An 8615-nucleotide genomic window follows, 5' to 3' on the forward strand; every position below is an offset into this window, starting at 1 on the left:
GGTTTCTTCTGTGTCGATCTGACGATCAGTGATTGGATGCTCGCTATGGAGCAGGCTGTGCGACTGGAGTCGCTGAGTAAGACCTATGGTTCGGGCCAGAACGCGGTCACCGCGCTGAGAGACGTGTCGCTCAGCCTCGCGGCCGGCAGCTTCACCGCGATCATGGGACCCTCCGGCTCCGGCAAGTCGACCCTGTTGCAGTGCGCGGCGGGCCTGGACCGGCCGACCGGTGGCCGGGTCGTGATCGCCGGCACCGACCTGACCGGACTCAGCGAGACGGCCCTGACCCTGCTCCGGCGAGACAAGATCGGCTTCGTCTTCCAGGCCTTCAACCTGCTGCCGTCGCTGACCGCCGAGCAGAACGTGGCGCTGCCGCTGCGGCTGGCCGGCCGCCGGCCGGACCGGTCGGAGGTGGCGGCCGTGCTCGCCGAGGTCGGGCTCGGCAACCGGGGTCGGCACCGGCCGGCCGAGCTCTCCGGCGGCCAGCAGCAGCGGGTCGCGATCGCCCGCGCCCTGGTGACCAGGCCGGCGGTGCTCTTCGCCGACGAGCCGACCGGCGCGCTGGACACCAGCACCAGCCGGGAGGTGCTGGCGCTGCTCCGCGGCCTGGTCGACCGGCACCAGCAGACCATCGTGATGGTGACCCACGATCCGGTGACCGCCGCCATGGCGGACCGGGTGGTCTTCCTCGCCGACGGAGTCCTCGCCGGCGAGCTGGTCAACCCGACGGCGGAGACGATCGCCGCCCGGATGACCCGGATGGAGGTCGGCGCGTGCTGAGCATCGCCTGGCAGACCCTGCGGGTCCGCTGGGCCGCCTTCGTCGGCACCTTCGTCGCGCTGACCCTCGGCGCCGGCATGATCGCCGCGATGGGGCTGGAGATCGGCGCCACCCTCGGGCTCCCCGAGCGGGCACCGCAGCGGTTCGCCGCCGCCCCGGTGGTGGTCGCCGCGCTCGACCCGGAGTGGGACCCGGCCCGGCACGACCCGGGCAGCCGTTCGCTGATCCAGGCCCGGGGCATCTCCGAGGCGCTGGCCGCCGAGGTCGGCGCGCTGGGCCGCACCGTACCGGTCCGCTCCTTCTACGCGCAGCTCGACGGCGGCCCCGACGACCAGGTCGGGCACGGCTGGTCGAGCGCGGAGTTCGCCCCGTACGCGCTCGCCGCCGGCCGGGCGCCGCAGGCCGACACCGAGGTGGTGGTGCCGGACGGCGCCGCCGTACCGGGCGACCGGGTCACCGTCTTCACCGCCGGCGGGCCGCGCGACTACACCGTCGCCGGGGTCACCGCGCCGGTCGACTTCGAGTCCGCCGTCTTCTTCACCGAGGCCGAGTCGGCCCGGCTCTCCCCCCGGGTCGAGGCGCTGGTCAGTTACGGCGCGCCGGAGGCGGTCCGGCGGGCCGTCGGCGGCGACGCCGAGGTGCTCACCGGCGACCGGCGCGGCGTGCTGGACCCGAGCTACAACGCCGACCGGGAGGCGATCGACAACACCCAGACGCTGCTGCCGATCACCGCCGTGGTCGCCGGCTTCGTCTCGATCTTCCTGGTCGCCTCGACCTTCGCCTTCGCGGTCGCCCAGCGGCGGCGGGAGATCGCCCTGCTCCGCACCGTCGGCGCCACGCCCCGGCAGGTACGCCGGATGGTGCTCGCCGAGGCGGCGGTGGTCGGGCTCGCCTCCGCCGTCGCCGGCTGCGCCCTCGGGCTGGCCACCGCGCCGCTGCTGGCGAGCTGGATGGTGGACCTGGGACTGGCGCCGCCGTGGTTCACCGTCGAGGTCTCGACCGGGCCGGCCGTCTGGGTGCCGCTGCTGATCGCCTTCGTCACCGGCCTCGGCGTGGCGCTGGCCGGGGTCTGGGCGGCGTCCCGCCGGGCCGGCGACGTCCGCCCGATCGAGGCGCTGCGGGACGCGGCCGTCGACTCCCGCACCATGACCTCCGGCCGGTGGCTCTACGGCCTGCTGGCGCTCGCCTTCGGCCTGGTCACCATCGGCTGGGTGGCGGTGGTGAACCCGGGCATGGTGATGGTGCCGACCCGCTACATCGGGGTGCTGATGTTCCCGATCCTCGCCTTCGCGCTGCTCGCCCCGGTGGTGGTCAAGCCGATCGCCCGGCTGATCACCTGGCCGCTCGGCCGGCTCGGCGGGGCCGCCGGGATGCTGGTCCGGGAGAGTGCGCTGACCGCGGTGCGGCGTACCGCGGCCACCGCCGCGCCGGTGCTGCTGACCGTCGGGCTCTCCATCTCGCTGCTCGGCGCCGCCGCCACCATCGACCGGGCCAAGGACAGCGGCCGGCGCAACCAGGTGGTCGCCGACTTCGTCGTCACCCCGGACGGCACGCCCGGGGTCAACGAGGCGGTCACCGAACGGCTCCGGGCGATCCCCGGCGTCGACGTGGTCGCCGCACTGCCCACCACGGTCTACGCCCGGGACGACGACCGGCTCGCCGACTACGAAGCGCTCGCCGTCGACCCGGCCGCGCTGGCCAGCACCCTCACCCTGCCGGTCGACGAGGGCGATCCGGCCGAGCTGCGCGACGACACCATCGTCGTCAACGACGACTGGGGCGTCGGGGTCGGCGAGACAGTCGAGGTGCACATGGCCGACGGCGGCATCGTGCCGCTGCGGGTCGTGGCGGTGCTCGACACCACCTCGGGCAGCAACGACGTCGCCTACCTCAGCACCAGGTACGCCGGCACCGCCCGGTACGCCTTCACCGGCCTGGCCCGCCGGGTCTACGTCTCGGTCCGCGACGGCACCGACCCGGCGAGCGTCCGGACGGCGCTGGACGGCGCCACCGCCGGACTGGGGGCCCGGGCGGTCTCGGCGGAGAACTGGCTCGGCGAGGAGAGCAGCGAGAACAGCCAGGCGAGCACCCTGGGCATGCTGCTGGTGCTCGGCATCGCGATCGTCTTCTGCTTCATCGCCATCGTCAACACGCTGGTGATGTCGACCTCGGACCGACTCCGCGACCTGGCGATCCTGCGGCTGGCCGGGGCCACCCCGCCACAGGTGCTGCGGATCTTCGCCGCCGAGTCGCTGCTGGTGGCCGGCGTCGGCATCCTGCTCGCGGTCGGGGCGTCGGCGGTGAACCTGGCCGGGTTGCGGCTCGCCCTCGGGCAGCTCGTCGGGGCGACCCCGGTCAGCGTGCCGTGGGGGACCGTCGCGGTGATCGCGCTGATCAGTGCCGGGCTGGCCGTACTCGGTGCGGTGCTGCCGGTCCGGCTCGCCTTCCGGTCCCGCGCGGTCGAGCTGGCCGGCGTACGCGAGTAGCCGGCAACAGCGCCCCGCACCGGCTCCGCTCCGGTGCCACCACCCGTCGCCGCCGCGCTCGACCGGCTCGACCCCGTGAAGATCCACTCAGGCATCGGTCAACCAGCCTTGAAGGCAGTTGACCGATGAAAGGGAACCGGGTGGGTCTGAAACCGGTATTTGACACGGGCAGCGCGGCAGTCGACGGAGACTCCGACGCGGTGCTGCGGTCGCGGAGCGATCCGGAGTGCTTCGCGGCCATCTTCGATCGGTACTTCACCGCACTGCACAACTACGCGGCACGTCGCCTCGGCCGGGCCGGCGCCGACGACGTCGCGGCCGAGGCGTTCCTCGTCGCGTTCCGGCAGCGCGCCTCGTTCGATCCACGGCGCGGCTCGGTGCGCTCCTGGCTGTACGGCATCGCCACCAACCTGATCCGCGAGCATTGCCGTGACGAGGAGCGGCGCTACCGCGCCCACTCGCGGGCGGCGGCCGAGCCGAACTCCGTGGAGGACACCGACCGGGTCGACGCCCGGATCGCGGCGTCCAGCGCGCGGGACCGCCTCGTCGCCGCGCTCGCCGGGCTGTCGCCCGAGGACCGTGACACGTTGCTGCTGGTCGTTTGGGCTGGGCTGTCACACCAGGAAACCTCCGGGGCGCTCGGTGTCCCCGTCGGGACGGTCGGCTCCCGGCTGCACCGGGTCCGCCGGCAGTTGCGCGCCGCGCTCGACGATGCCGACCCCATTGCCTGAACATCCCGAATCCAGGAAGGTCACGATACCCAGTGGACGAGTTCGACATGCTGTCCGGCGCGCGGCAGGTGGATCCGCCGTCGCCGGAGACGACCGCGGCCGCGCGTGGTGCGCTGCTGCGGCTGATCCGGGAGGAGTCGGCGGCACCGGCGGCCACGGCGGCGCCGGACGCACGACACGAGACGGCGCGGCCCGCGCGGGCACGGCGCGGAAGTCGACCGCCCGTCGCCGCGGGGTCGAGGTGGCGACGCCGCCCGCGCGCCCGGGTCATGGTGCCGGCCGTGGCCGGCGCACTGGCGCTGGCCGTGGTGCTCGTCGTGTCGTCGCAGGAATTCGGCCCGCCCGCCACGTCCGGTGGCGGACAGGCCACGAGCACGGAACCCGGCTCGCCCGGCAGCCCCGGCAGCCCTGGCATCCCCGGCGCAGGGCAGGCCGCAGGCTCGGCACGCCGCCTGCTGCTGGCCGCCGCCGAGAAGACGCTCGCCGAGCCGGCGTCCGGCGAGGGCACCTACTGGATGTCCACAGTCGAGCAGGGCACGCTGCTGCACGTGGGGCGGCCCGGCGACGAGTACGCCATCATGGGCCGCCGGATCGAGACCACCTGGCATTCCCTCACCCCCGCGACCAGCACCACCTTCACCACCAGGTGGGCCGGTGCCGCTCCCGCCTCGGATGCCGACCGGGCCGCCTGGCGGCGAGCCGGCTCACCGACGAGGTGGCCCATCGACGCCCCACCGAACTGCCCGCCGGACCCGTCGAAGCGGTACACCGCCGAGGCGGCCAGCACCGGGGAGACGACGCGCGCCGATCCCGGCGAGGCCAGGTTCGTGGTCGCCGGTGAATATCTCACCCCGGCCCAGATCCGGGCGCTGCCGTCCGAGCCGGGCGAGCTGAAGGCGTGGCTGACCGACACGATCGTGCGGCAGAACCTGCCGCACGGCACCGACGTCGAAACCGGTGAGTCGATCTTCGACTCGGTCGTGAACCTGCTGTTCGGCGCCCCGATCACGCCGGCGGTCCGCGCCGGTGCGTATCGGGTGCTCGCGGACCTGGCCGGGGTACGCACGCTGGGCGCGGTGACCGACGCGCGCGGGCGGGCGGGCGTCGCGGTGACCGTCGAACGCAACGACACCCCCGAGGAACAGGCGGCGAACTCCGGCGGCCCGACACAGGTCAGCATCGTCTTCGATCCGCAGCAGGGCCGGACGCTGGCACTGGAGACGCGGGTGCTGCACCCGGCCGACTACCTCGCGTGGGTTCCGGCCGGCGCGTTGTTCGACTACCGGTTGCTGGTCGAGTCCGACTGGGTCGACGAGGCGCCCGAGGGCGGCCGGTCGGTGTCCGGAGCGGAGATGACGCCGGTATGCTGATCATCCGACGAATCCGGCGGGCACTCCTGCTCCCGGTCGTCCTTGCCGTCGTCGCCGCGACCGGATCCGCCGCGACCGGAGCGCCGCCGGTCCCGACCGGCCCCACCGGCAGCGAATCCGCTGCCGACCACGCCGACCTGCGCTGGATCACCCTGGTGACCGGTGACCGCGTACTCGTCGAAACGACGGGCACCGGCACACGGGTCCGCACCGTGACGCCGGGGCCGGGCCGGCGCGACATGTCCTTCGTCCGGCAGACGCGCGGTGACACGTTCGTCATCCCGGCGGACGCCGCGGCGCTGGTGGCCGGCGGCCGGGTCGACCGCCGCGCCGTCGAACTGCGCAAGGCCGACGCGTCGGCCTTCGGGGAAACCCTGAAGGCCAGGCTCATGGGCAGCGCCCTGCCGCGCGACGGGGCTCCCGCAGGCCGCCGGACCACCGTTCCCGTCACGGTCGGACGGCAGGCCGGTGCGACCTACGGCCGGCTCACCACGCTGGACGTGGCGGTGTCGCTCGACGACGGCGCGACCTGGCAACCGGCCGCCGTGACCGGTGGCGGCCCGCACCGCGATGTCACCGTCGACCACCCGATCGGCGCCGGGTTCGTCCCACTGCGGGCGACGGCCGAGGACGACGAGGGCAACGCGGTGACCGAGACCATCATCCGCGCCTACGGCCTTCGGGGATAGCGCGGCCGGCCCGTGGCGGCTTCGGCCGCCACAGGCCGGAGCTCCGGGTCCCGCCATCGCACGTCGAGGAACGGGCAGGTGGCGGGACCCGGTGTGTTTTCGAAGATAGTTTCGATATGGGGCCGGTATAGCCGCGGGTCGCAGGATGGCGGGGAGCCGAGAAGTAGCGCGGCGCCAACCGGAGAACGGCACTCGTCGGTGGACGTCTTCCGGGAACGTAACTGACCCGCGAAGGGAAAGCCGTGCCAACGAACCAAGGTTCAACGCATGCGCTGAAGGGCATACTGGCGGCCGTCGGGAACACGCCCCTGGTGGAACTCGAACGTCTGGTACCCGACTCTCGGATTCGGGTGTTCGCGAAGCTGGAGCGGTTCAATCCCGGCGGCAGCGTCAAGGATCGGACCGCGCTGAGCATGCTGCTGGCGAAGATCAGCAGCGGTGAACTCCAGCCGGGCCGGTCGGTGGTGGTCGAGTCGAGTTCGGGAAACCTGGCGGTCGGGCTGGCACAGATCTGCCGCTATTTCGGACTCCGGTTCGTCTGTGTGGTGGACGCCAAGACGACCGAACAGAATCTCGCGATCCTGCGGGCGTACCACGCGTCGGTCGAGGTGGTGAGCCGACCCGATCCGGAGAGCGGCGAATACCTGCCGGTGCGGGTACGCCGGGTCCGCGAGCTGGTCTCGAACATCCCGCACGCCTTCTGGCCCAACCAGTACGCGAACCCGCTCAACCCGGTCGCGCACCGGCAGACCATGGGCGAGATCGTCGAAGCCCTCGACGGCGGCGTCGACTACCTGTTCTGCGCGGTCAGTTCCTGCGGGACCCTGCGCGGCTGTGCCGACTACATCCGGCAGCACGGACTGCGCACCAAGATCGTCGCGGTCGACGCGGTCGGCAGCATGATCTTCGAGGGGCAGCGGCCGAGCGAGCGGCTGCTGCCCGGACACGGCGCCTCGCTGCGGCCGGGACTCTTCGACCCGGACGCCGCCGACGAGGTCGTCCACGTGACCGATCTGGAGTGTGTCGCCGCCTGCCGGCGGCTCACCGCCCGGGAGGCGATCCTGGCCGGCGGCTCCTCCGGGGCCACCGTCGCGGCCCTGGAACGGCGTGCCCCGAGCATCCCGGAGAACGCCACCTGCGTGCTCATCTTCCCTGACGGTGGTGACCGCTACCTCGACACGATCTATTCCGACGACTGGGTGCGGAGCCGGTTCGGCGAGGTGTCGCACCTCTGGAAGGAAGCCACCGGTGGTGATGAGGGCTGATGCTGATCCTCGGACATGACGACGTGCGGCAGATCCTGGCCGGGCGAGAACTCGCGCTTGTCGACCTGGTCGGCGAGGCGTACCGGCTGCACGACGAGGGCGCCACGTCGGTGCCGCACTCGACGTTCCTCCGCTTTCCCGAGCAGCCCCGCAACCGGATCATCGGGCTGCCCGCGTACGTCGGCGGCAAGGCGCCGACGGCCGGGATGAAGTGGATCGCCTCCTGGCCCGGGAACGTCGCCGCCGGGCTGGCGCGGGCCAGCGCCGCGATCGTGATCAACGATCTCGACACCGGGCGACCGTCCGCGCTGCTCGAAGGCTCGCTGATCTCGGCCGCGCGGACCGCCGCCAGCGCCGCGCTCGCCGCCCGGCTGCTGGTCCGGGAGCCCGGCCCGAGCGGTGCGACGCTGATCGGCTGCGGGCCGATCAACCTGGAGGTGCTCCGCTTCCTGGTCGCCGCGCTGCCGACGCTGACCGAGGTGACCCTCTTCGACACCGACTGCGCGCGGGCGGCGTCGTTCGCCCGGCGCTGCGCCGACCTGGCCCCCGGGATGCACGTGACACTGGCCGCCGACGCCGGTCGGGCCCTCGCCGCACACGACCTGGTCTCGATCGCCACCACGGCGGCCGAGCCGCACCTCGACCTCGGTCCGGGGCGTCCCGGCACGGTACTGCACGTCTCGCTCCGCGACCTCTTCCCGGCAACCATTCTGGCCAGCCAGAACGTGGTGGACGACGCCGACCACGTGTGCCGGGAGCGGACCTCGCTGCACCTGGCCGAGGAGCAGGTGGGACACCGCGACTTCATCGACGCGCCGATCGGCCGGATCCTGCGCGGCACCGGCGGTTTCCGCCGCGATCCCGACCGGACGGTGGTCTTCTCGCCATTCGGCCTCGGCGTCCTGGACATCGCCCTCGCGGAGTTCGTCCGCTCCGCCGCCGTCGAGCGGGGCCTCGGCATCCGCGTCGACGACTTCCTGCCCGGCCCGGCCGGCGAGCCGGACTCGACACAACCCAAGCCGTAACCGACCACAGAGGAGTTTCCGATGGCTGACGAGCAGAGCGACGACCGGGTCTACCGGGTGGTCCGCAACGACGAGGAGCAGTACTCCATCTGGCCTGCCGACCGGGACCTGCCGGCGGGCTGGCACGCCGAGGGGACCGAGGGCCCCCGTGCCGACTGCCTCGCCCGGATCGGCGAGGTCTGGACCGACATGCGCCCGCTGAGCCTGCGCCAGCGGATGGCGGCGGCGCAGAGCTGACCGCCCCGGCCGCCGCAACGAGGTGAGGAGCA

The 8615-nt window shown here is 73.1% G+C and carries 8 protein-coding genes; all 8 read left to right on the plus strand.

The features are described 5' to 3' along the window. Positions 1-45: 45 nt before the first annotated feature. The 8 genes from ACN27G_RS08885 to ACN27G_RS08920 all read left to right on the plus strand — a co-directional run bounded on the left by ACN27G_RS08885 (position 46) and on the right by ACN27G_RS08920 (position 8583). Positions 46-780, plus strand: coding sequence for an ABC transporter ATP-binding protein (locus ACN27G_RS08885; protein ID WP_421492293.1), 735 nt, complete (start codon positions 46-48; stop codon positions 778-780). Continuing rightward, positions 774-3266, plus strand: coding sequence for an FtsX-like permease family protein (locus ACN27G_RS08890; RefSeq protein WP_421492294.1), 2493 nt, complete (start codon positions 774-776; stop codon positions 3264-3266). The genes ACN27G_RS08885 and ACN27G_RS08890 overlap by 7 nt, the downstream gene beginning before the upstream one ends. A gap of 140 nt (positions 3267-3406) precedes the next feature. Further along, on the plus strand, positions 3407-3997 hold the full coding sequence (locus ACN27G_RS08895) for an RNA polymerase sigma factor (protein WP_421492295.1): 591 nt from the start codon (positions 3407-3409) through the stop codon (positions 3995-3997). Between the two features lie 32 nt (positions 3998-4029). After that, positions 4030-5367, plus strand: a complete 1338-nt coding sequence (locus ACN27G_RS08900) for a CU044_5270 family protein (RefSeq protein WP_421492296.1) — start codon at positions 4030-4032, stop codon at positions 5365-5367. After that, positions 5361-6056, plus strand: coding sequence for a hypothetical protein (locus tag ACN27G_RS08905; RefSeq protein ID WP_421492297.1), 696 nt, complete (start codon positions 5361-5363; stop codon positions 6054-6056). The genes ACN27G_RS08900 and ACN27G_RS08905 overlap by 7 nt, the downstream gene beginning before the upstream one ends. Before the next feature lie 281 nt (positions 6057-6337). Next, positions 6338-7321 (plus strand): 2,3-diaminopropionate biosynthesis protein SbnA, encoded by a 984-nt coding sequence (gene sbnA / locus ACN27G_RS08910; RefSeq protein WP_421497280.1) that lies wholly within the window; start codon positions 6338-6340, stop codon positions 7319-7321. Then, positions 7321-8346 carry a 2,3-diaminopropionate biosynthesis protein SbnB gene (sbnB, locus tag ACN27G_RS08915; protein ID WP_421492298.1) on the plus strand — a complete coding sequence of 342 codons (1026 nt, stop codon included), beginning with the start codon at positions 7321-7323 and terminating at the stop codon, positions 8344-8346. Before sbnA ends, sbnB begins: the two co-directional genes overlap by 1 nt. A 21-nt stretch (positions 8347-8367) precedes the next feature. After that, positions 8368-8583: an MbtH family protein gene (locus ACN27G_RS08920; RefSeq protein ID WP_421492299.1), complete on the plus strand. Its 216-nt coding sequence runs from the start codon at positions 8368-8370 to the stop codon at positions 8581-8583. Positions 8584-8615 lie beyond the last annotated feature (32 nt).

The sequence above is a fragment of the Plantactinospora sp. WMMB334 genome, from assembly GCF_049179095.1.
Lineage (GTDB): Bacteria > Actinomycetota > Actinomycetes > Mycobacteriales > Micromonosporaceae > Plantactinospora.